We start from the raw sequence: 22,125 nt of genomic DNA, 5'->3' as shown, positions 1-22,125 counted from the left end.
TCGTTTGCCCCGCGTCGTGCGGCACTGCCTGGTGCTGCTCGGCGTGTTGTTGACCGTGCTGTGCGCCGTTCCGGCGCGCGCCACGGTCTACGACGCCGAGCTGCCTCCGGCAATGCTGCACGGCCCGGATCTGTGCGCCTACGCGCCATGCACGGACGTGCTGCCGCAGGCCACGCGCTTTTCGCAGCGCAAAGGCGCGCCTGCCTACGTGGAAGCGTGGGGCAAGGGCGCGGACCAGCATGAGAAGCTGCTGGGTTATGTGTTCCTCTCGACCGACGTGGTCGACATTCCCGCTTATTCCGGCAAGCCCGTCGTCACCCTGATCGGCATGGACCGCCAGGGCGTGATCACGGGCGTGCGAGTACTGAAACACTCCGAACCGATCCTGCTGGCCGGCATTCCCGAGTCGGCGCTGTTGAAATTCATCGGCCAGTACGTGGGCCGCAAGGGCGACGCCAAGCTCGAGATCGGCCATGGCGACGTGTCCACCGGCGCCGTCGGGCTGGACGCCATCAGCGGCGCCACCGTCACCGCCATCGCGGAGAACCAGGTGATCTCGCGCAGCGCCTACGAGATCGGGCGCCAGGTCGGCATCTTCACCACGGCCGCGCGCCCGCCGGCGCACTTCACGCCGCTCAACGAGCGCCTCGACTGGGCCAAGCTGACCGCCGAGGGCAGCATCGGCCACCTGCTGGTGCCGGCCTCCGAGGTGGGCGCCAGCGACAGCGGCGGTCCCTACATGGACCTGTATTTCGGCTACCTCAACGTGCCCACCATCGGCAACAGCATCCTGGGCGAGCATGGCTACCAGCGCCTGATGGCCGACCTCAAGCCCGACGAGCACGCGATCTTCCTGATCGCCAAGGGCCAGACCTCGTTCAAGGGCTCCGGCTTCGTGCGCGGCGGCATCTACGACCGCATCCAGGTGCGCCAGGACCCCGTCACCTTCACCTTCCGCGACACGGACTACCTGAACCTGTACCGGCTGGAGCCGAAGGACGTGCCCGAGTTCAAGGAATCGGCCATCTTCATCGTCCGTTCCAAGGACTTCAACCCGGCCTGGCCGTGGCAGCTGACCATGCTGGCCAACAAGCCCGACACCGAGCACGGCGGCAAGATCTTCGTCCACTTCGACCAGCAGTACTGGCTGGCCGACCGCTACCTCGAAGGCGGCCGTCCCAAGGTGGTGCAGCCGGAGGCGGCCTGGAAAGCCCTGTGGCGCAACAACGCCCTGGTCGGCGCCGCCTTCGTGGCGGTGCTGGCGGCGGCCGCGTTCTGGTATGCGCGCCGCGACAAGCTGGTGCGCGCCTCGAAGCGCAAGCACAAGCCGCTGATCAGCGGCCCGCGCACGGCGCTGTGGATCATCAGCGTGGGCTTCTTCGGCTTCTACCTGAAGGCCCAGCCCAGCATCACCCAGATCATGACGTGGTTCCACTCCATCCTGCACCAGTGGAAGTGGGAGCTGTTCCTGTCGGACCCGTACATCTTCACGTTCTGGTGGTTCATCATCGGCACCGTGCTGCTGTGGGGCCGCGGCCTGTTCTGCGGCTGGCTGTGCCCGTTCGGCTCGCTGCAGCACCTGGCCCTGAAATTCGGCGCCATCATCGGCCTGAAGAAATACCAGCGCCTGCTGCCCAAGGCCCTGCACGACAAGCTCAAATGGATCAAGTACGGCGTGTTCTTCGTGCTGCTGGGCGTGTCGTTCTATTCGATGGAGATGGCCGAGAAGCTGGCCGAGATCGAGCCGTTCAAGACCACCTTCCTGGTCGGCGTGTGGAACCGCACGTGGCCGTTCTGGATCTTCATCGGCGGCATCCTGGGCCTGTCCATGATCAGCGAGCGGCCGTACTGCAAGTACATCTGCCCGATGGGCGCCGGCCTGGCGATCCCGAGCAAGTTCCGCCTGTTCGGCCTGAAGCGCAAGGCCGAGTGCACCACCTGCCACGCCTGCGCGGCCGGCTGCGGTTCGCACGCGATCGACAAGAACGGCAAGATCGACCAGATGGAATGCCTGTTGTGCCTGGACTGCATGGTCATGTACTACGACGACCACGCCTGCCCGCCGCTGGTCAAGGAGCGCAAGCGCCGCGACAAGGCCGGCCTGGCCCTGACGCCGATCAACGACCAGGGTTATTTCATTTCCCTCGACAGTTTGCGCAGCACCCTGAAGGAGCGGCGTCCCGCCGCCGAACAGGAGTCGCTGTGAACACGCACAGACGAGGCGAGACGCGGCCGGTGTTAGCGCACCGGCTGCGGGTCTGGCTGCTGGCTTGCGCCGGCGGCCTCGCCATCCTGGGCACGGCGGCCGATGGGGCGGCCGCCGTGTTGCGGGTAACACCGGGCCAGTCCATCGCGGCGGCCGTGGCGCGCGCCGCGCCCGGCGACACGGTGCAGGTGGAGCGCGGCGACTACCGCGACAACCTGCGCATCGACAAGCCGCTCACGTTGCAGGGGCTGGACCATCCCACCATCAGCGGCGGCGGCACGGGCGACGTGATCCGCGTGACGGCCAAGGACGTCACCATCGCCGGCTTCAACGTGCGCGACAGCGGCACCAGCCTGGACGCCCAGAACGCCGGCGTCTACGTGGTGCCCGGCGCCGACCGCGTCACCATCGCCGACTGCGCGCTGGTGTTCAACCTGTTCGGCATCTGGCTGGAAAAGTCGGACGACGCCAAGGTGCTGCGCAACGTCATCACGGGCCGGCGCGACCTGATGTCGGCCATGCGCGGCAACGGCATCCAGGTCTACAACACGCGCGGCGCCCAGATCATCGACAACAACATCAGCTTCACCCGCGACGGCATCTACTCGGACGTGTCGACCCATGCCCTGTTCCGCGGCAACAAGATCCACCACGTGCGCTACGGCACCCACTACATGAACACCAACGACAGCACGTGGGAGAACAACGAGTCCTACCTGAACCGGGGCGGGCTGGCCCTGATGGAAGTGCGCAACCTCGTCGTGCGCAACAACGTCGCCTGGGGCAACACCGACCACGGCATCATGCTGCGCACCATCCAGGATTCCATCATTGAAAACAACGTGGTGGCCGGCAACGGGCGCGGCTTCTTCATCTACGACGCCGAATTCAACGTGGTGCGCAACAACCTGATCAGCCACAACCGCACCGGCGTGCACCTGTCGGCCGGCTCCTCGAACAACGAGGTGGACGGCAACGACTTCATCGGCAACGAGGAGCAGGTCAAGTTCGTGGCCGCGCGCGACGTGGTGTGGGGCCGCAAGCAGGGCAACTACTTCAGCAACTACGGCGGCTGGGACCAGGATGGCGACGGCGTGGGCGACGTGGCCTACGAGGCCAACGACCTGGTGGACCGCCTGAACTGGCAATACCCGCTGGTCAAGCTGGTGCTGACCAGCCCCTCGGTGCAGACGCTGCGCTTCGTGGCGCGCCAGTTCCCGCTGCTGCGCGCGCCCAGCATCGTGGACCGCCATCCGCGCACCCACCCACTGAACCCCAACTGGAGACGCTGGAATGACATCCTCCCCCATTGAACTGGCGCAGGTCAGCAAGTCCTTCGGCGCCGTGCAGGCGCTGCGGGGCGTGTCGCTGACCGTGGACCAGGGCGAAATGTTCGGCCTGATCGGCCACAACGGCGCCGGCAAGAGCACGCTGTTCAAGCTCATGCTGGGCCTGCTGCCGGCCACCACCGGCACCGTGCGCGTGCAGGGCGTGGACACGGCCAGCGCCGAGTTCCGCCAGGTGCGCCGCCGCATCGGCTATCTGCCGGAGAGCTTCGTCACCTACGACAACCTGACCGGCCTCGAGGTGCTGCACCTGTTCGCCGACCTCAAACACGTGCCGCGCCGCGCCTGCGCCGGCGTGCTCGAGCAGGTGGGCATGAGCCTGGCGGCCGGCCGCCGCGTGCACACCTACTCGAAGGGCATGCGCCAGCGCCTCGGCTTCGCCCAGGCCCTGCTGGGCGACCCCGACCTGATCTTCCTGGACGAGCCCACCAACGGCCTGGACCCGGAGGGCATCGCCGACTTCTACCGCATCCTGCGCGAGGTGCGCGCGCGCGGCGCCACCATCGTCATCACGTCGCACATCCTGGCCGAGATCCAGGACCGGGTCGACCGGCTGGTGATCATGCACTCGGGCCAGGTGGCCGAGCAGGGCACGCTGGCCCAGCTGCGCTCGCGCATGGTGCTGCCGTCGCACATCGTGGCCACGCTGCGCCCCGGCACGGCGGCCCGCTTGCAGCAAGCGCTGGCGCCGCTGGACGGTCCCGAACTGCGGCTGGACGGCGTGCAGGCCACCATCGCCTGCCAGTCCGGCGAGAAGATGGCCGTGCTGTCGGCGCTGGCCGCGCTGGCGCTGGACGTGACCATCCACGAACCGACACTCGAACAACTGTTCCTTGGCCACGGAGGCGCCCATGTCCACGCGCATTGAATGGTCGCAGGTGCGGGTGATCGCCAGCAAGGAGCTGCGCGACCGCCTGCGCAACCGCTGGGTGCTGGCCGTGGCCATCATCTTCGCCCTGTTCGCGCTGGCCATCGCCTACTTCGGCGCGGCCCAGCAGGGCGAGGTCGGCTTCCACGGCGTGGACGCCACGGTGGCCAGCCTGGTCAGCCTGGTGATCTACCTGGTGCCGCTGATCGCGCTGATCCTCGGCTACGACGCCATCGTCGGCGAGCGCGAGCGCGGCTCGCTGGAGCTGCTGCAGTCGATGCCGATCACGCGCGCCGAGATCCTGCTCGGCAAATACCTGGGCCTGGCCGGCGCGCTGGCCGGCGCCACCGTGGTCGGCTTCGGCGCCGGGCTGCTGCCGCTGTCGGCCGAGCTGACCGTGCGCGACGGCTACCACTACGCCGGCTTCGTGTTCAGCGCCGTGCTGATGGGCATGGCCTTCCTCAGCGTGTCCGTGCTGCTGTCGGTGATCGCCAGCGACCGCGTGCGCGCCAGCGGCGCCGCCATCGGCCTGTGGTTCTTCTACGTGCTGATCTTCGACCTGCTGCTGATGGGCGCGCTCGTGATGAGCCAGGGCAAGCTCAGCAGCGCGCTGTTCGGCGCCATCCTCATGCTCAACCCGGCCGACGTGTTCCGTCTGCTCAACATCTTCAGCTCGGAGCAGGTGCAGACCATGTATGGCCTGTCGACCGTGATGCCGGGCGCGCTCACCAATCCACTGGTGCTGCTGGCCATCATGCTGGCCTGGATCGCAGCGCCGTTCCTTATCGCTATCCGGAGGTTCAAATGAAGTTCAACCCACTGGCGGCCCCCGCCGCCCGCCGCGTCCTGTTCGTGGGCGTGCTGCTGCTGGCGGCCTGCACCCCCAACACCCCCAAGGTGGCGGCCCAGGAGCCGGGCGCCGACACCGCGTGCGCGCTGGACGGCATGATGCTGCGCGACTTCCCCGGTCCCAAGGCCCAGATCCAGTACGCCGAAGGCAAGCCCGATTTCTACTGCGACCTGATGGAATTGTTCGCCGTGGTGCTCAACCCCGAGCAGAAGCGGGCCGTGGCCGGCCTGTACGTGCAGGACATGGGCAAGGCCGACTGGGCGCACCCGGCCGGCAACTGGATAGAGGCGCGCGGCGCGTTTTACGTCGCGGGCAGCCGCAAGCAGGGCTCGATGGGCCCCACCTTCGGTTCCTTCGCCACCTTGCAGGGGGCGCAGGACTTCGCGGCCGCCGAGGGCGGCAAGGTGCTGCGCTTCGAGCAGATCGGTCGCGACATGGTCAGCATGGGGGGCAGCGCCGCCCATGACGACGCCATGTCGCACTGAGAAAGGGGGCAATCATGCGTTGATCGACCAGCCACGTTCGCCCCCGGTTTTTTTTGTTCTTTTTTATTTGAGAGTTTATCCCCATGAAATTAGCTACTATCGTTTCTTCCCTGCTGCTGGCCGTCTGCGCCGCCGGTACCGCCCAAGCCGCGCCCGACCTGGTCAAAGGCGAGAAGGTCTACAAAGCCACCTGCCTCGCCTGCCACGGCGCCGGCGTGATGGGCGCCCCCAAGTTCGGCGACAAGGCCGCCTGGAAACCACGCGTGGGCAAAGGCCTGCCAGCCCTCTACAAGAGCGCGCTGGACGGCTTCAAAATGATGCCTCCGCACGGCGGCAACCCAGGCCTGAAGGATGACGAGGTCAAGGCCGCCGTCGACTTCATGGCGACCAAGTCGAGCTGAGATTGAAGCCGCCGCCGTGACGGCGGCGTGATGTACACGGGACCGGGTCCGCCCGGTCCCCCCATTGCAAGGAGGGCGCCCGCATGCGAGGCACCTGGAAGAAGAGCGCCGCCATGGCCGGCTGGCTGTCGACCCTGGTCGCGCTGGCGCTGTTGTCGGGCCTGTTGTCGGGCTGCGCCCGCGAATACCACACCTACAAGACGCAAGGCCACGTGTTCGGCACCGTGGTCGAGATCAGCATCTACGGCGAGACGCCGCAGCGGGCCGACGCCCTCAGCGCCGCCGTGCTCAAGGAATTCGACCGTCTGCACCACAAGCTGCACGCCTGGCAGCCGAGCATGCTGACGGGGCTGAACGACGCCATCGCGGCCGGCCAGCCGTTCGAGGCGGACGCCGAACTGGTGGGGCTGCTGCAATCGGCGGCCGCGCTGTCGGCCAAGTCCGATGACCTGTTCAATCCGGCCATCGGCCATCTGATCCGGCTGTGGGGTTTCCAGAGCAGCGACATCCACGACCTGGGGCCGGCGCCGGACGAGATCAAACGGTGGGTGGCGGCCAATCCGCGCCTGTCGGACCTGCGCTACCAGGGCAACACCATCACCAGCACCAACCGCGCCGTGATGATCGACCTGGGCGGCTACGCCAAGGGCTACGCGCTCGACCGCGCCGCCCGCATCCTGCGCGACGCCGGCGTCAACGCGGCCCTGATCAACGTGGGCGGCAACATCCTCGCCATCGGCCAGCCCGGCAAACGGCCGTGGCAGGTCGGCATCCGCGACCCGCGCGGCGACGGCACGCTGGCCACGCTGTCGCTGCGCGACAACGAGGCGATCGGCACCAGCGGCGACTACGAGCGCTACTTCATGAAGGATGGCAAGCGCCATCCGCACATCATCGACCCGCGCACGGGCGAGACGATCGACCTGGTGGCGTCGGTCACCGTGATCGCCTCGGGCGGCAGCGATCCCGGCCTGCGCTCGGACGGCAATTCCAAGCCCTTGTTCATCACCGGCCCGGCCGGCTGGGAGGCGATGGCCCAGCGCCTGGGCCTGAAGGAAGTGATGCTGGTCGACGCCCGGCGCAACGTGATGATGACGCCGGCCATGCGCGCCCGCATGGATGGCGCACGGCCGCACTGACGGCCCGTCAGGCCGGCGCCGTCTCGGGCGCCGCGCGCGGCGCGGCCACGCCCGGCAACAGCAGCGTCATCATGCTGCCGCCCTGGCCGCGCGCCAGCACCATTTCCCCGCCCATGGCCGCCACCCGTTCCTTGATGGCGCGGATGCCGAAGGCGTCCAGCGTGAGCTGCTCGGCGTGCACCATGCCGGCGCCGTCCGCGTGCAGCACGATGGTCATCACTTCCGGCTTGAGGTTGAGCGACACCGTCACCGCGCCGGCGCGCGCGAAGCAGGCGATGCTGGTGAGGGCCGCCTGCACCAGCCGGAACAGGCTGGAGGTCTGGCCCTGGTCCAGCAGCGCGTTGGCGCCATCGTCGAGCACCTGCAGCCGGTAGCGCAGGCCGCTGCGCTGCTCCAGCTGGCCCAGCAGCCACTCGACGGCCGGGCACAGGCCCAGTTCCAGCGTGCTCGGATGCAGATCGTTGATCACTTCGCGCACCGACTTGATGGTCGCGTCCAACGTGGCCAGCGTGTGGCCGGTCAGGCGATGCAGCGCCGCGTGGCTGGCGGCCGCGCGCGCATGCAGGCGCGCCACGTCGAGCCGCATGGCCAGCAGGTTCTGGCCCAGCTCATCGTGGATGTTGAGCGCGATGCGGCGCCGCTCATCCTCGCGGATGCGGTCGTGGTGCAGCGTCATGGCGCGCAGCTGGTCGAGCGTGCGCTGCAGGGCCGCCTCGGTGCGTTTGCGGTCCGTGATGTCGAAGCACATGCCGATCAGCATCTGCGGCCGGCCGTCGGCGTCGAACACGGGCTTCTTGAACGTTTGCATCTGCCGGTTCTCCGCGCGCGCCCCGCACCAGACGAATTCCTCGTTGACGATCAACTGGCCGCCGGTGAAGGCGGCGCGGTCGTTGGCGAGGAAGCCATCCATCTGCTCGACCGGGAAATGGCGGCTGCCGGTGGTGCCGCCCATCACCGCGAACGGCACGCCGAACAACTCCTCGCAGGCCGCGTTCATCATCACGATGCGGTGCTGGGTATCCTTGATGAACAGCGGCGCCGGCATCATGGCGACGATTTCGCGCAATTGCAGGTCGGCGCTGGCGTGGGCTTGCGCGGTGGCCAGCAGTGCGGCGCCATCGGCGCGCTGGCGCGCATCGGCGGCATGCAGGCGCCACAGCAGCGCGGCGCCCGCCAGCAGCATGGCGGCGCCGAGCAGATGGCCGGCGATGGGCGGGCTGGCGTGGCCCCACGCGGCCCCGCCCAGCCATCCGGCCAGCAGCAGCGCCGCGCCGGAGCCTGCGGGGCGCGAGAGGAGGGTGGACCAATTTTTCATCGCGACGAATGCCTGGAATGACGGGATGGAACGCACCGGGCACGCCCGGGTGGGGGCGCTCGATGAAATGTTGGTGTATTGTAATGATAATTTGGCGGATTTGTCTTTCTTTTTATGTAACAAATGGCCTGGATGGGGGCGGGGACGCGCTGGCACCAGGAGGGGAAAAAGAAATGGGGACGTAACACGGTCAATCGACCGTGTTACGTCCCCACTGCGCGTCCCCAGCGGCTGGCGCGCTGGCGTCAGCCGGTGTTGCGCAGGCCGGCCGCGACGCCGTTGATGGACAGGTGGATGCCGCGGTGCACGCGCTCGTCGACCTTGCCCGGCTCCTTGCTGATCGCGCGGTGGCGCTTGATCAGTTCCACCTGCAAGTGGTTCAGCGGGTCGAGATAGGCGAAGCGGTTCTGGATCGAGCGCGCCAGCAGGGGGTTGCCCGCCAGCCGTTCGGTGGCGCCGGTGATGCTTTGCAGGATGCGCAGCGTGTGGTCGTGCTCCTCGGTGATGCGCTTGAAGATGCGCTCGCGCAGTTCCTTGTCCTGCACCAGCTCCGCGTAGCGCGAGGCGATCGCCATGTCGGTCTTGGCCAGCACCATGTCCATGTTCGACAGCAGCGTGGCGAAGAACGGCCATTGCTGGCACATGGCGCGCAGCTGGGCCACCCGTTCCTCCTGGTCGCCGTCGGCGATCCAGCCGCCGATGGCGCTGCCGAAGCCGTACCAGCCCGGCAGCAGCAAGCGGCACTGGCCCCACGAGAAGCCCCACGGGATCGCGCGCAGGTCTTCGATGCGCTTGGTCGATTTGCGCGAGGCGGGACGGGAACCGAGGTTCAGTTCCGCGATCTCGGCGATCGGGGTGGCGGCGAAGAAGTAGTCGGTGAAGCCGGGCGTCTCATACACGAGGTCGCGGTAGGCCTTGTAGGCGCGGTCGGAAATCTCGGCCATGACGGCTTCGAAGCCGCGCAACCGGGCCTGGTGGCCCAGGTCGTCCGACTGCGGCATCAGGCTCGCCTCCAGCGTGGCGGCCACCAGCAGTTCCAGGTTGCGCCGGCCGATATCCTTGTTCGAGAACTTGGAGGCGATGATCTCGCCCTGTTCCGTCAGGCGGATCTGGCCGTTGACGGTGCCGTGCGGCTGGGCCAGGATGGCTTCGTAGCTGGGACCGCCGCCGCGGCCGACCGTGCCGCCACGGCCGTGGAACAGGCGCAGCTTGACGCCGGCCTTTTCGAACACCGTCACCAGGTGGGTTTCGGCCTTGTACAGTTCCCAGTTCGAGGTCAGGAAGCCGCCGTCCTTGTTGGAGTCCGAGTAGCCGAGCATGACTTCCTGGATCTCGCCCTGCTTGGCGATCAGCTGGCGCACCAGCGGCACGGCCATCACGGCCTCCATGATGCCGCCTGCGCGCTGCAGGTCGGGGATGGTTTCGAACAGCGGGATCACCATCAGGTCCAGCTCCGGCTCGCTCAGGCGCAGCAGGCCCATTTCCTTTTGCAGCAGCAGCACTTCCAGCAGGTCGGACACGGTTTCCGTGTGCGAGATGATGTAGTTGCGGATCGCGCGCGCGCCGTAGCGGGCGCGGATCTGGCGCGCCGCGCGCAGGATGGTCAGTTCCGATTCCGTCTCGGCCGAGTAGCTGATGTAGGGCGTGTACAGCAGGCGCGGCTGGCTCAGTTCATTCAGCAGCAGGTCGACCTTGGCTTCCTCGTCCAGCGCCGCGTAGTCGTGCAGCACGCCGGCCTGGGCGAACAGCTCCGTCAGCACGCGCTCGTGCACGTCCGAACTCTGGCGCATGTCCAGCGAGGCCAGGTGGAAGCCGAAGATGTCGGCCGCGCGCTTGAGCGTGGACAGGCGCGGCTTGACCAGCATGCCGCCGTGGTTGGCTTCGAGCGAGTCGATCAGCACCTGCAGGTCGGCCGAGAACTCGGCGGCCGCGCCGTACGGTTCGGCGTGGCCCACTTCCTTGCGCAGGATGTTGGTGGCGCCCAGCGCGCGGGCGGTGCTGGCCAGGCGCGCGTAGATGCCGATCAGGGCGCGGCGGTACGGTTCGTCGCTGCGGTGGGCCGAGGTGTCGGGCGAGCTGTCGGCCAGCTGTTGCAACTCGGGGCTGCAGGCCACCATCAGCGTTGAGACGGACAGCTCGGCGCCGCAGGTGTGCGCCTCGTCCAGGTAGAAGTCGAGGATGGTGGTGGCGTGGCGCTCCAGCGCGTGCTGCATGGTGCCGGCGTTGACGTTGGGGTTGCCGTCGCGGTCGCCGCCGATCCAGCTGCCCATCTGCACGTACGGCGCGTTGATGGCGCGGCCCGCGGCCTGCGGGTAGTGCTGGGCGATGTCGCCCTCGATGTCGTCGTACAGGCCGGGCAGCTCGCGCAGGAAGGTGATGCGGTAGTAGGACAGGGCGTTCTCGATCTCGTCGGCCACGGTCAGCTTGGAGTAGCGCAGCATGCGGGTCTGCCACAGCGTGGCCACGCGCGCGCGCAGCAGGTGCAGGTTGGCGGCCCGCTCCTTGGGCGTGAGCGGCAGGTCGCGCTCGGCCAGCAGGCGGGCGATGTCGTGTTCGGCGTCGAGGATGGATTTGCGCTGCACCTCGGTCGGGTGGGCCGTCAGCACGGGCGCGATCAGGGCGTCCTGGAAGAAGGTGGCGACCGTGTCCTCGGCCACGCCGGCGTCCTTCAGCTTGCCCAGCGCGAAGTTGACGCTGCCTTGCTGCGGCGCGGAGCCGGCCAGCAGGTGGGCGCGGCGGCGGCGGATGTGGTGCTGGTCCTCGGCGATGTTGGCCAGGTGCGAGAAGTAGGAGAACGCGCGCACCACGGAGATGGTCTGCTCGCGCGTGAGAATTTTGAGCATGCCGTCCAGTTCCTTGGCCGCGCCGGCGTCGGCCTCGCGGCGGAAGCGCACGGCCGTCTGGCGGATGGTCTCGACCACGGCGAACACTTCCTCGCCTTCCTGTTCGAGCAGCACCTCGCCCAGCAGGCGGCCCAGCAGGCGGATGTCTTCCTTGAGCGGCGCGTCCTTGTCGGCTTGCGCGTCCACGCCCGGTTGTTCGTCTATTGCACTAGATTGTTTTGCCATTTGATCAGTCGCAAAATGTGATGTATGTCGGTGCAAAGGCTTGTGGCCCGGTTCTGCAAGAGGCGCGCGTGATAAAATTTATGATCTTAAACATGCGCGAAATAACTGGCCCACGCCGGTTAGCGTCGGCTACAGCGAAAGAACTGGTTTTGAAAACTTCCGAATTGGTCCAACCTCTCCCGTCCAGATTGATCATCGCGTCGCGCGAAAGCCGTCTTGCCATGTGGCAAGCCGAGCACGTGCGGGCCCGCTTAGCTGCATTATATCCGCAGTGCAGCATCGAGATTCTGGGAATGACCACCCGTGGCGACCAGATCCTGGACCGCGCGCTGTCCAAGGTGGGCGGCAAGGGCCTGTTCGTCAAGGAGCTGGAAGTGGCCATGGCCGAGGGCCGGGCCGACCTGGCCGTGCACTCGCTCAAGGACGTGCCGATGGAGCTGCCCGAGGGCTTCGCGCTGGCCGCCGTGCTCGAACGCGAAGACCCGCGCGACGCCTTCGTCTCCAACGATTACGCCTCGCTCGACGACTTGCCGGCCGGCGCCGTGGTCGGCACCAGCAGCCTGCGGCGCCAGTCGCTGATCGCGGCCCGCTATCCGCAGCTGGTGATCCAGCCGCTGCGCGGCAACCTCGACACCCGGCTCGGCAAGCTGGACCGGGGCGACTACGCGGCCATCATCCTGGCCGCCGCCGGCTTGAAACGCCTGGGCCTGCCGCAGCGCATCCGCGCCCTGCTGGAGCCGGAGACGAGCTTGCCGGCCGCCGGCCAGGGCGCGATGGCGATCGAGATCGCCGAACGCAACGATGGCCTCGACCTGCACGCGCTGCTGGCGCCGCTGAACCACGAGGCGACGGCGCAAGCCGTGGCGGCCGAGCGCAAGGTGTCCAAGGTGTTCGGCGGCAGCTGCCAGATTCCGCTGGCCGCCTTCGCGACCGTGGACGCCGGCCAGATGCGCCTGCGCGCCATGGTGGCCACGCCGGACGGCAGCCGCATGGCCAGCGCCGAGGTGAGCGGCCCGGCCGCCACGCCGGAGCAGCTGGGCGAGCAGGTGGCCGAGCTGCTGCGCGGCCAGGACGCGGAAGCCATCCTGGCCGTGTGCGCCACGGCGGCGCCGGCCGACGACCAGCCGGCAGCCTGACGCGGATGACCGCCACGGTCGTCATCACGCGGCCGGCGGCGCAGGCCGGGCCGCTGGCGGCCCGCATCGCCGCCACCGGGCGCGACGTGGCGCTGCTGCCGCTGCTGGAGATCGCGCCGCTGGCCGATCCGGCGCCGCTCCAGGCCGTGCTGGCCGGCCTGGCCGGTTACGCCATGGTGGCCTTCGTGTCGCCCAACGCCATCGACGCCGCGTTCGCCCATCTTGCCCATCCGGCCCGCTGGCCCGAGGGCGTGACGCTGGCCGTGCTGGGCGAGGGCAGCCGCGCCGCGCTGGCCGCGCACGGCATCACGCCGGCCAACGCCACCATCGTCAGCCCGGCCGACACGGCCCACAGCGATTCCGAACATCTGCTGCAAACGCTGGACCTGGCGGCCCTGCGCGGACGCCGCGTGCTGATCGTGCGCGGCGAGCAGGGCAGGGAACTGATGGCCGACGGCTTGCGCGCGGCCGGCGCCGACGTCACCGTGGTGGCCGCCTACCGGCGCGCCGTGCCGGCCCTGACCCCGGCCCTGGCCGCTCAGCTGCGCACGCTGCTGGCCCGGCCCAACGACTGGATCATCACCAGCTCGGAGGCGCTGCGCGGCCTGGTGGGCTTGCTGGAGCAGCTGGGGCGGCACGATGGCGCTGGTGCTGATGCCGGCGCTGGTGCCGGCGCTGGCGCAAACCATGCGAAATATGTTGTAATGATGCAACGGCAACATTTGATTATCCCGCACGCCCGAATTGCCGAGACGGCAAATCAATTGGGCTTTACCCGACTGACGCTCACAGGATCAGGCGACGAACGACTGCTCGCCGCGTTACAATCACACCCATGAACGAATTGCCTACATTACCTGAACCTGTCACCGCTCCCGGCCCGGCTGCGGAGACGCCGTCCGCGCCGCCCACAACACCGGCGCCGACCTGGATGGACACCCTGCTGCAACCGCAAGTGCTGGGCTGCGCCGTGGTGGCGCTCGGCATCGTGGTGGCCGGCCAGACCTGGTCCACCCACGCCCAGGTGCGCAGCCTGCGCGAGGAGATGGCGCACCGCCTGCAGAAGAACGACGCCTCCAACGCCGAGACGGGCACGCTGGCCCGCAGCGTGCAGGAAACGAGCAAGGAGCTGCAAGCCAAGGTCGCGCTGCTGGAATCGAAGCAGGTGGAAGCCCAGAGCCAGCAACTGGCGCTCGAACAGCTGTACCAGGACCTGTCCAAGAACCGCGACGAGTGGGCGCTGACGGAGATCGAGCAAGTGCTGTCCACGGCCAGCCAGCAGCTGCAACTGGCCGGCAACGTGCCCGGCGCGCTGATCGCGCTGCAGAACGCCGACCGCAGCCTGTCGCGTTCCGACAAGCCGCAGTTCATCACCATCCGCCGCGCCATCGCCAAGGACATGGACAAGCTCAAGGCCCTGCCCAGCGTCGATTCGGTCGGCCTGGCGCTGCGCCTCGACAACGTGATCGCCCAGATCGACATGCTGCCGATGCTGGCCGACGAGAAGCCGACCCTGCCCGCGCCGCCCGAGAAAAAGGCGGCCAAGGCCAAGCCGGGCGCCAAGCCCGCCGCGCCGGCCGAGGCGCCCAGCCCGTGGGTGGCCAAGCTGCAGGATGTGTGGGGCGTCTGGAGCACCGACATGTGGACCGACGTGCGCCAGCTGATCCGCGTGCGCAGCGTGGAGACGCCGGACGCGCTGATGCTGTCGCCGACCCAGGCTTATTTCCTGCGCGAGAACCTCAAGCTGCGCCTGCTCAACGCGCGCATGGCGCTGTTGTCGCGCAATGAGGGCGCGTTCCGCAGCGACTTGCAGGCGGCCCAGGATGCGCTGGTCAAATACTTCGACACGCGCGCCAAGTCCACCCAGACCGTGCAGGCGCTGCTGCGCCAGGTCCAGGGCAGCAACCTCGCCATCGAGATGCCGACCCTGGTCGACAGCCTGAACGCGGTGCGCAACTACAAGGCGAAGCCATAACCATGCGTTTATTCCTCTGGTTAGTCGCCCTGATGGCCACCGCCATCGGCATCGCCGTGACGGCCCGCTTCAATCCCGGCAACGTGGTGCTGTTCTACCCGCCGCACCGGATCGACCTGTCGCTGAACTTCTTCGTGGTGCTGGAAGTGGCGCTGTTCGCGCTGCTGTATGTGCTGATCCGCGCCTTCCGCGCCACGCTCAAGATGCCGGCCCGGGTGGCCGCCTACCGCCTGCGCAAGCGCGAGCGCGACGGCAACAAGGGCTTGCGCGAGGCGCTCAAGGCCCTGTTCGAAGGCCGCTTCGGCCACGCGGAGAAGGCGGCCGCCCGCGCCGCCGAGCTGCCGGAGAACGCCGGCGTGGCGGCCCTGATCGGCGCCCGCGCCGCGCACCGCATGCGCCAGAGCGAGCGCCGCGACGGCTGGCTGGCCCGCCTGAGCGGCGACGCGTCCATGAAGACGGCGCGCCTGATGACGATGACGGAACTGCTGGTGGACGACCACCAGCCCGAGGCGGCGCTGCAGGCCGTGGCCGAGCTGAACGCCAGCGGCACGCGCCACATCCACGCGCTGCAATGGTCGCTCAAGGCCCAGCAGCAGGCCAAGAACTGGCCCGAGGTGCTGCGCCTGGTGCGTTCGCTCGACAAGCACCGCGCCCTGCATCCGGCCCTGTCGGCCCGGCTGCGCGAGATGGCCTACGAGGACATGCTGGCCGACCACGGCCACGACGCCGAATCGCTGCAGCGCGTGTGGGCCACGGTGCCCACGGCCGACCGCATCAAACCGTTCGTCGCCTCGCGCGCGGCCACCGCCCTCAACGCGCGCGGCCTGCATGACGAGGCGCGGCTGGTGGCCGAGGAATCGCTGGCGGCCGACTGGGACGAGCGCGTGGTGCGGGCCTACCGCGAAGCGGCCGCGCCGGCCGGCTCGTCGGCGCTGCTGCAGCAGATCGAACATTGCGAGAAATGGGTGGTCCAGCGTCCGGCCGACGCCGAGCTGGCGCTCACGCTCGGCTCGTTGTGCCTGAAGCAGAAGCTGTGGGGCAAGGCCCAGCGCCACCTGGAGCAGGCGCTGTCCGACGCCAGCGACGCGCGCATGGTGCGCGAAGCCCACCTCAAGCTGGCCCAGTTGCACGAGGCGTTGCAGCAGCCCGAGGAGGCGGCCAACCACTTCCGCCAGTGCGCACTGGCCACCATCCTGTAAAGACCTGCGAAAAACCCGTCCCCGCGACGGGTTTTTTTTCGCCGCTGCACAGCGCGCTTACGCCTCGCTGACGTGCCTGTTTTTTGTGCGGCGCCGCACAAGCCGGCATGCTTTCGTTATAATGGCGCGGTTAAACCATCCGCCTGCATAACAAGGAAATTCCATGAGCTTGAATAAAGTGCCTTCCGGCCGCGATTTGCCCAACGATTTCAACGTGATCATCGAAATCCCGATGAACGCCGATCCGATCAAGTACGAAGTGGACAAGGAGTCCGGCGCCATCTTCGTCGACCGTTTCATGGGCACCGCCATGCACTACCCATGCAACTACGGCTACGTGCCGAACACGCTGTCGGCCGACGGCGACCCGGTCGACGTGCTGGTGATCACCCCGTTCCCGCTGATCCCCGGTGTGGTGGTGCGCTGCCGTCCGATCGGCGTGATGAAGATGACCGACGAATCCGGTGAGGACGCCAAAGTGCTGGCCGTGCCGGTCGACAAGGTGCTGTCCATCTACAGCCACTGGCAGAAGCCGGAAGACCTGAACGAACTGCGCCTGCGCCAGATCACCCACTTCTTCGAGCACTACAAAGACCTGGAGAAGGGCAAGTGGGTCAAGATCGACGGCTGGTACGGTCCGGAAGAAGCGAAGGCGGAAATCCTGAGCGGCGTGGCCAACTACCAGAAGGAAAATCCGGCGGCCTAAGCGCCCGCCGGAACGCGCAACCGGCGCCGGCGCCGGCCCGGTTGCACGTTTTGTACATCGGATTAACTTGTTTCACCATAAGTTGTTTTTCTTTATAGTAATTGTCGTCGCGCTAACGTAATATAGCGGCTAAGGTCACTACCTGGTTGCCAGCAACCGGCATGGACCTATTGCTTCGTCTTATTACGACTGGAAGTCCGTGCGCGCCCTACCTGACTACGAGATCATCGAACCGCTGCATGCCAGCGCGCGTTCCCTGGTCTATCGCGCCCGCTCCGTGGCCGAGCGTGCGCCGCTCATCGTCAAGATCCCCAACACCGATTGTCCGTCGCACGAGGAAGTGTCGCGCTTCAAGCGCGAATTCGCGCTGGCGCGCCGTTGCGTCCATCCGGGCGTGGTGCGGCCGCTGGCGCTGGCGCAGCAGGGCGGGCGCTGGGTCATGCTGCAGGAGGACATCGGCGGCACCGCGCTCAGCGTGCTGCTGCGCGACCGGGCCGCGGCCGGCCAGCCCGGCCTGGCGCTCGACGACTTCTTCGCCATCGCGCTGCAACTGTGCGCCGCGCTCGACGCCGTGCACGGCCAGGGCATCATCCACAACGACATCACGCCGGCCAACATCATCTGGAACGGCGCCCGGCGCCAGCTGCAGCTGATCGATTTCGGCATCGCCAGCGAACTGGCGCAGGAGGTGCAAGGCATCGTCCATCCCTATGCGCTGGAAGGCACCTTGCCCTACATGGCGCCCGAACGCACGGGACGCATGAACCGGCGGGTCGACTACCGGGCCGACTACTACGGGCTGGGCGCCACCTGGTACGAACTGGTGACGGGCCAGCCGCCATTCGCCGGCAACGACGCCATGGAGCTGGTGCACTGCCACATCGCGCGTGTGCCCGACTGGTCGCATCCGGCGCTGGCCGCCGCGCCGGCCGGCTTGACGGCGATCATGCGTCGTCTGCTGGAAAAGAACGCCGAGCAGCGCTACCAGACCCTGCACGCGCTGGCGCAGGACCTGCAGGCTTGCCGCGCCGGCGCCGGCGCCGGCGCGGACGTGGGCGGGGACGGCATCGCCATGCCGCTGACCGGCCTGGCCGACCGCCACCGGCCATTCAACCTGTCGCAGCGCCTGTATGGCCGCGAGCGCGAGACGGCGGCCCTGCTGGCGGCGTTCGAGCGCACGGCCGGCGGCGCCAGCGAACTGCTGCTGGTGGCCGGGCCGGCCGGCAGCGGCAAGTCGGCCGTGGTGGACGAGGTGCAGCCGGCCATCGTGGCGCGCCGCGGCTGCTTCCTGTCGGGGAAGTTCGACCAATACCGGCGCGATGTGCCCTACGCGCCGTTGATCCAGGCGTTCCAGGAATTGCTGCGCCAGTTGCTGGGCGAACCCGAGCAAGGCCTGCGGCGTTGGGCCGAGCGGCTGCGCGCGGCGCTGGGCGACAGCCTGGGCGTGCTGGCGGAACTGCTGCCGGAACTGGCGCTGGTGGCCGGTCCGTCCGACCCCGGCGGCGCGCTGGCGCCGGATCAGGCCCAGGCCCGGCTGGACCGCGCCTTCCACCGCTTCGTGCAGGTGTTCGCCACCGCCGACCATCCGCTGGTGCTGTTCCTGGACGACCTGCAGTGGGCCGACCCGCCCACGCTGCGCCTGGTGGAGCTGTTCCTGCGCGAGCGCGAAGGGGGGCATTTGCTGCTGATCGGCGCCTACCGCGACAACGAGGTGGGCAGCGCCCATCCGCTGACAGGGCTGTGCGAGCGCGTGCAGTGGCACGGCGCGCGGCTGACCCGGCTGGCGCTGGCGCCGCTGGCCGAAGCCGACGTGGCGCAACTGGTGGCCGACAGCCTGCACGTGCCGGCCGAGGCGGCCGCGCCGCTGGCCCGGCTGTGCCTGCGCAAGACCGGTGGCAATCCCTTCTTCCTCGGGCAGTTCCTGCACGCGATCCACGACGCCGGCCAGTTGCACTACCAGCCCGCCCACGATTGCTGGTACTGGGACCTGGCCGTGCTCGAACAGGCCGCCTACACGGACAACGTGGTCGAACTGCTGGCCGGGAAGATCCGCCGGCTGGCGCCGTCCACCCAGCAGTTGTTGCAGCTGGCGGCCGCCGTCGGCAACCAGTTCCGGCTCGACACGCTGGCCGTGCTGGTGGGCGCGACGCCGGCCCAGGCCCAGCAGACCCTGTGGCCGGCGTTGCAGGCCGGCTTGATCCAGCCGCGCGATCTGCGCTACAAGTACCTGGACCCGGACGCGCCCGGCACGGACGTCAGCTACCGCTTCCTGCACGACCGCGTGCAGCAGGCGGCCTACGCGCTGGTGCCGGCCGAGGCGCGCGCGGCGCTGCACCTGCGCATCGGCCGGCTGCTGCTGCGCCACGCGGACGCGCGCCAGCTCGAGGACGAGCTGTTCGCCATCGTCGAGCAGTGCAACGCCGGCCGCGCGCTGCTCGACGATCCGTCCGAGCGGCTGCAACTGGCGCAGCTCAATTGCCGGGCCGGCGTCAAGGCGCGCCACTCGGCCGCGTTCCAGGCCACGCTCGACCACATGGGCATCGGCCTGGCGCTGCTGCCGGACCAGGCCTGGCAGGCGCACGGCGCGCTGTGGCTGGAGCTGCAGCTGGGCGCGGCCGAAGCGGCCTACCTGTGCGGCCAGTTCGAGCGGGCCGACGCCCTCTATCCGCTGCTCATGCGCCACGCGACGCCGCTCGAGCAGGTGCGCTGCATCGCCGTGCAGGCCCACCAGTACCATTTGCAGGGACGCCTGCCCGACGCCATCGCCGTGCTGCGCGCGGGACTGGCGCTGCTGGGCATACCGGTCCCGCACGACGTGGCCGAGCTGAGCGCGCGCTCGGACGCGCTGTACGCCGAGATCGAAAGCCATCCGCTGGCGCGCGACACGCAGGCGCTGCTGAACGCGCCCGAACTGGAGGACGGCGCGGCGCTGGCCGCCATGCACATGATGCAGTCGATGTGGATGGCCGCCTACTACGCCGGGCAGCAGGAGCTGAGCGTGCACATGATGCAGTCGATGACGCGGCTGTCCATGCAGCAGGGCATCAGCGATTTCAGTTCCGTGGCCTATGTCGGCCACGCGCTGATGCTGGCCCTGCGCACCGGCGACATGGACCTGGCCTACCGCTTCGGCGAGATGGCGCTGGCGCTGGCGCGCCGCCGCCCCAATCTGCAGACCCGCACCCTGACCGGCCTGATGTTCGCGGCCCTGTGCAACCACTGGGTGCGTTCGCTGCGCAGCTCCGACCTGCTGTACGACGAGGCCTTCGGCTGGGCGCTCGACATCGCCGACTACGTGCAGGTGGGCGCGGTGGCGGCGGTGCGCGCCACCGACCGCCTGATCCTGGGCCACTACCTGCCGGAACTGAAGCTGGCCATCGCGCACGACCTGCTGCTGATGCGCGCCAACGGCCAGCAAGCCATGGCCGACTGCTGCGTGGCGGCGGCCGTGCAGCCGATCAAATGCCTGATGGGGCAGACGGCCGACGGCGCCAGCTACGACGACGAGGGCTTCAGCGAGGCCCGCTTCCTCGCGCGCTACGGCGACTCCAAGCTGTACCGCGCCTACTTCTTGCAGGGCAAGATCCGCAACGCCTTCCTGTTCGACGGCCCGGACGCGGAAGCGCTGGCCGGCCAGCTGGAGCTGGTGGCGCAGATAATGCGCGGCCAGGCCAAGGTGCCCGACGCCACCTTCTACGCGGCCCTGATCTGGATCCGGGCCTTGCGGCGCGACCCGGGGCGGCCCGACGCGGATGCCGTGCGGGCCCGCCTGGCCGTCCTGCAGGAACTGCTGGCGCGCTGGTCCGGGCTGGGACCGCCCCTGTTCCGGGCCCGCCATTGCCTGGTGCTGGGCGAACTGGCGCGCGGCGCGCAGGATCTGGCGCAGGCCACCGCGCACTACCAGCGCGGGCTGGACGCGGCGGCCGACTGCGTGCCGCTGCAGGCGCTGGGCAACGAGTTGTGCGGCGAATGCTGGCTGGAGCAGGGCCAGCCGCGCGTGGCCGCCGTCTACCTGACGGACGCGCTGGCCCGCTACCGCCAGTGGGGCGCCGATGGCAAGGCCAGCGACCTGAGCGCGCGCCACGGGCCGGTGCTGACCGGGCATGCGCTATCCGCCTGGGCCGCGCCGTCCACGCCCGGTTGGGCGGCGCCGTCCACGCCCGGCTGGACCACGCGCGGGCGCGCGGGCGCCAACGCGGAGCTGGACCTGATGACGCTGCTCAAGGCGGCCCAGGCCGTGTCGCATGAGGTGGGGCTGGCCAATGTGCTGCGGCGGCTGATGGCCATCGTGTGCGAGAACTCGGGCGCCCAGGTGGCGCGCCTGCTGCTGCACGAGCACGACGGCTGGCGGCTGGAGGCCGAGGCGGTCGATGGCGTGACGGCCCTGCCGCAGCCGCGCGCGGTGGACCTGGAGGCCGCCAGCGATCCGCAGTTCCCGCTGTCGCTGCTGCGCTATGTGGCGCGCACGGACGCCGAGGTCATCGAGGACAACCTGGCGGCGTCGCCCCGTTTCGCCTCCGACCCGTATGTGAACCAGGCCGGCGGGCGTTCCGTCATGTGCCTGCCGATCCGCCAGGCCGGGCGGCTCGACGGCATGCTGTACCTGGAGAACCAGCTGGCCGAGGGCACGTTCACGGCGGCGCGGGTGGAGTTCCTGCGCATCCTGTGCGCGCAAGCCATCACCGGCATCGCCAACGCCCGGCTGTACGACAGCCTGGAGCGGCGCGTGGCCGAACGCACGGCCCAGCTGGAGGAGGCGAACGCGCAACTGGTGGCGCTGGCCATCACGGACGGCCTGACGGGGCTGGCCAACCGCCGCCATTTCGACGACGTGCTGCGCAACGAGTGGGCGCGCGCGCGCCGCGCCGGCCAGCCGCTGGCCGTGCTGATGATCGACGTCGATTACTTCAAGCGCTACAACGACCGCTACGGCCACCAGCGCGGCGACGATTGCCTGATCCGGGTGGCGCAGGCGCTGCGCGGCGGGGCCCGGCGCGCGGCCGACCTGGTGGCCCGCTACGGGGGCGAGGAGTTCGCCGTCGTGCTGCCCAACGCCGGCCCGGCCGAGGCGGCCGAGGTGGGGCAGGCGCTGCGCGCGGCCGTCGCCGGACTGGCCATCGCGCACGAGGAGGCGCCCGGCGCCATCGTCACCATCAGCGTCGGCGTGGCCAGCGTCGACTGCCAGGCCGTGGCCGACACGGACGCGCTGCTGCGGCTGGCCGACGCGGCCCTGTACCGGGCCAAGCACCTGGGCCGCAACCGCGTCGCGCTCAACGGCGAAGAACCGGATCCGGCGCCGCCGGAACGGCGGCACGGCTAGCGCCGGCGGCGATGGCGGCCACGGCCGCGGAAATTGCTTTCCTGAAATTGCCAGTTGACGTGGAGTGGCGTAGCATGCGGCGTCGGCACACGTATGCCACTTAAACAACAC

The 22,125-nt window shown here is 68.9% G+C and carries 15 protein-coding genes; 13 read left to right on the top strand and 2 right to left on the bottom strand.

The annotated features are described in order from the left end of the window. Positions 1–16: 16 nt before the first annotated feature. From AC1RQG_RS12280 to AC1RQG_RS12250, 7 genes are all read left to right on the top strand, one after another. The gene (locus AC1RQG_RS12280; protein ID WP_493131948.1) at positions 17–2,206 is read left to right on the top strand and encodes a 4Fe-4S binding protein; all 2,190 of its coding nucleotides are present in this window, start codon (positions 17–19) and stop codon (positions 2,204–2,206) included. A 56-nt stretch (positions 2,207–2,262) separates the two neighbouring features. Next, positions 2,263–3,519 carry a nitrous oxide reductase family maturation protein NosD gene (locus AC1RQG_RS12275; protein ID WP_493131947.1) on the top strand — a complete coding sequence of 419 codons (1,257 nt, stop codon included), beginning with the start codon at positions 2,263–2,265 and terminating at the stop codon, positions 3,517–3,519. Continuing rightward, complete coding sequence (locus tag AC1RQG_RS12270) at positions 3,500–4,420, top strand: ABC transporter ATP-binding protein (RefSeq protein WP_493131650.1); 921 nt, start codon at positions 3,500–3,502, stop codon at positions 4,418–4,420. The genes AC1RQG_RS12275 and AC1RQG_RS12270 overlap by 20 nt, the downstream gene beginning before the upstream one ends. Then, positions 4,404–5,228, top strand: a complete 825-nt coding sequence (locus AC1RQG_RS12265; RefSeq protein WP_493131648.1) for an ABC transporter permease — start codon at positions 4,404–4,406, stop codon at positions 5,226–5,228. The genes AC1RQG_RS12270 and AC1RQG_RS12265 overlap by 17 nt, the downstream gene beginning before the upstream one ends. Continuing rightward, positions 5,225–5,755, top strand: a complete 531-nt coding sequence (locus AC1RQG_RS12260) for a nitrous oxide reductase accessory protein NosL (protein ID WP_493131646.1) — start codon at positions 5,225–5,227, stop codon at positions 5,753–5,755. The genes AC1RQG_RS12265 and AC1RQG_RS12260 overlap by 4 nt, the downstream gene beginning before the upstream one ends. An 83-nt stretch (positions 5,756–5,838) precedes the next feature. After that, positions 5,839–6,156 carry a c-type cytochrome gene (locus AC1RQG_RS12255; RefSeq protein ID WP_493131644.1) on the top strand — a complete coding sequence of 106 codons (318 nt, stop codon included), beginning with the start codon at positions 5,839–5,841 and terminating at the stop codon, positions 6,154–6,156. Between the two features lie 83 nt (positions 6,157–6,239). Next, a complete protein-coding gene (locus AC1RQG_RS12250; protein ID WP_493131641.1) occupies positions 6,240–7,295 on the top strand; it encodes an FAD:protein FMN transferase in 1,056 nt (351 codons plus the stop codon). Between the two features lie 7 nt (positions 7,296–7,302). On the opposite strand, the gene AC1RQG_RS12245 is transcribed toward AC1RQG_RS12250, so the two are convergent. Further along, positions 7,303–8,610, bottom strand: a complete 1,308-nt coding sequence (locus tag AC1RQG_RS12245; protein WP_493131639.1) for a PAS domain-containing sensor histidine kinase — start codon at positions 8,608–8,610, stop codon at positions 7,303–7,305. A gap of 245 nt (positions 8,611–8,855) precedes the next feature. Beyond that, the gene (gene ppc, locus AC1RQG_RS12240; RefSeq protein ID WP_493131637.1) at positions 8,856–11,678 is read right to left on the bottom strand and encodes a phosphoenolpyruvate carboxylase; all 2,823 of its coding nucleotides are present in this window, start codon (positions 11,676–11,678) and stop codon (positions 8,856–8,858) included. A 92-nt stretch (positions 11,679–11,770) separates the two neighbouring features. On the opposite strand from ppc, the gene hemC reads away from it, so the two are divergent. The 6 genes from hemC (at position 11,771) to AC1RQG_RS12210 (ending at position 22,014) form a co-directional block, all read left to right on the top strand. Then, on the top strand, positions 11,771–12,814 hold the full coding sequence (hemC, locus tag AC1RQG_RS12235; RefSeq protein ID WP_493131635.1) for a hydroxymethylbilane synthase: 1,044 nt from the start codon (positions 11,771–11,773) through the stop codon (positions 12,812–12,814). A 5-nt stretch (positions 12,815–12,819) separates the two neighbouring features. Next, on the top strand, positions 12,820–13,653 hold the full coding sequence (locus AC1RQG_RS12230) for a uroporphyrinogen-III synthase (RefSeq protein WP_493131633.1): 834 nt from the start codon (positions 12,820–12,822) through the stop codon (positions 13,651–13,653). Further along, the gene (locus AC1RQG_RS12225; RefSeq protein ID WP_493131632.1) at positions 13,650–14,789 is read left to right on the top strand and encodes a uroporphyrinogen-III C-methyltransferase; all 1,140 of its coding nucleotides are present in this window, start codon (positions 13,650–13,652) and stop codon (positions 14,787–14,789) included. The genes AC1RQG_RS12230 and AC1RQG_RS12225 overlap by 4 nt, the downstream gene beginning before the upstream one ends. A gap of 2 nt (positions 14,790–14,791) precedes the next feature. Then, on the top strand, positions 14,792–15,988 hold the full coding sequence (locus AC1RQG_RS12220) for a heme biosynthesis protein HemY (protein WP_493131630.1): 1,197 nt from the start codon (positions 14,792–14,794) through the stop codon (positions 15,986–15,988). A gap of 163 nt (positions 15,989–16,151) precedes the next feature. Beyond that, complete coding sequence (gene ppa, locus AC1RQG_RS12215; protein ID WP_493131628.1) at positions 16,152–16,694, top strand: inorganic diphosphatase; 543 nt, start codon at positions 16,152–16,154, stop codon at positions 16,692–16,694. A gap of 199 nt (positions 16,695–16,893) precedes the next feature. Next, positions 16,894–22,014 carry a diguanylate cyclase gene (locus tag AC1RQG_RS12210; protein ID WP_493131626.1) on the top strand — a complete coding sequence of 1,707 codons (5,121 nt, stop codon included), beginning with the start codon at positions 16,894–16,896 and terminating at the stop codon, positions 22,012–22,014. The last annotated feature ends 111 nt before the right edge of the window (positions 22,015–22,125 follow it).

It is taken from the genome of Rugamonas sp. GW822-FHT03B10, from assembly GCF_058801745.1.
This window is presented reverse-complemented; position numbering and strand designations above follow the sequence as displayed.

What these genes read in the sequence shown, in the direction of transcription:
- AC1RQG_RS12270 (WP_493131650.1), top strand. Translation starts at nt 3,500, where the DNA reads ATGACATCCTCCCCCATTGAACTGGCGCAGGTCAGCAAGTCCTTCGGC.
- AC1RQG_RS12265 (WP_493131648.1), top strand. Translation starts at nt 4,404, where the DNA reads ATGTCCACGCGCATTGAATGGTCGCAGGTGCGGGTGATCGCCAGCAAG.
- AC1RQG_RS12260 (WP_493131646.1), top strand. Translation starts at nt 5,225, where the DNA reads ATGAAGTTCAACCCACTGGCGGCCCCCGCCGCCCGCCGCGTCCTGTTC.
- AC1RQG_RS12255 (WP_493131644.1), top strand. Translation starts at nt 5,839, where the DNA reads ATGAAATTAGCTACTATCGTTTCTTCCCTGCTGCTGGCCGTCTGCGCC.
- AC1RQG_RS12250 (WP_493131641.1), top strand. Translation starts at nt 6,240, where the DNA reads ATGCGAGGCACCTGGAAGAAGAGCGCCGCCATGGCCGGCTGGCTGTCG.
- AC1RQG_RS12245 (WP_493131639.1), bottom strand. Translation starts at nt 8,610, where the DNA reads ATGAAAAATTGGTCCACCCTCCTCTCGCGCCCCGCAGGCTCCGGCGCG.
- ppc (WP_493131637.1), bottom strand. Translation starts at nt 11,678, where the DNA reads ATGGCAAAACAATCTAGTGCAATAGACGAACAACCGGGCGTGGACGCG.
- hemC (WP_493131635.1), top strand. Translation starts at nt 11,771, where the DNA reads ATGCGCGAAATAACTGGCCCACGCCGGTTAGCGTCGGCTACAGCGAAA.
- AC1RQG_RS12230 (WP_493131633.1), top strand. Translation starts at nt 12,820, where the DNA reads ATGACCGCCACGGTCGTCATCACGCGGCCGGCGGCGCAGGCCGGGCCG.
- AC1RQG_RS12225 (WP_493131632.1), top strand. Translation starts at nt 13,650, where the DNA reads ATGAACGAATTGCCTACATTACCTGAACCTGTCACCGCTCCCGGCCCG.
- AC1RQG_RS12220 (WP_493131630.1), top strand. Translation starts at nt 14,792, where the DNA reads ATGCGTTTATTCCTCTGGTTAGTCGCCCTGATGGCCACCGCCATCGGC.
- ppa (WP_493131628.1), top strand. Translation starts at nt 16,152, where the DNA reads ATGAGCTTGAATAAAGTGCCTTCCGGCCGCGATTTGCCCAACGATTTC.